This window comes from Halioglobus sp. HI00S01, assembly GCF_001635445.1.
GTDB lineage: Bacteria > Pseudomonadota > Gammaproteobacteria > Pseudomonadales > Halieaceae > Halioglobus > Halioglobus japonicus.
The window spans coordinates 1-300 of record NZ_LWEE01000200.1; the positions used below are offsets into that span (position 1 = coordinate 1).

1 pseudogene is annotated in these 300 nt (G+C 54.7%); it reads left to right on the forward strand.

Going from position 1 to position 300, the window contains the following annotated elements:
• A pseudogene (locus A3709_RS15835) lies at positions 1-300 on the forward strand (hypothetical protein); the annotation flags it as partial.

Sequence of the window (300 nt, forward strand, 5' to 3'; positions counted from 1 at the left end):
GTCCAGGCAACCTCCGATGCAAATGGCAGTGCAGATGTACCAATCGCGGGGCCCAAGGCAGATCACGCACAGGTTGATTCGGATGTCGATGCACAAGATAGCGCGAACAGCGAAAAGCAGGCTAAGCGCTCTTCCAGCGAGTCGACGACGATCAGGGTAGCCGTCGACAAGTTAGATCAGGTGATCAACCTGGTGGGTGAACTGATCATTACCCAGTCGATGTTGAACGAAACTGCTAATAGTCTTGAGGGCGTCACCAATAGTGAACTGCTTACAGCTGCACGGCAGTGCCCAGCCCCG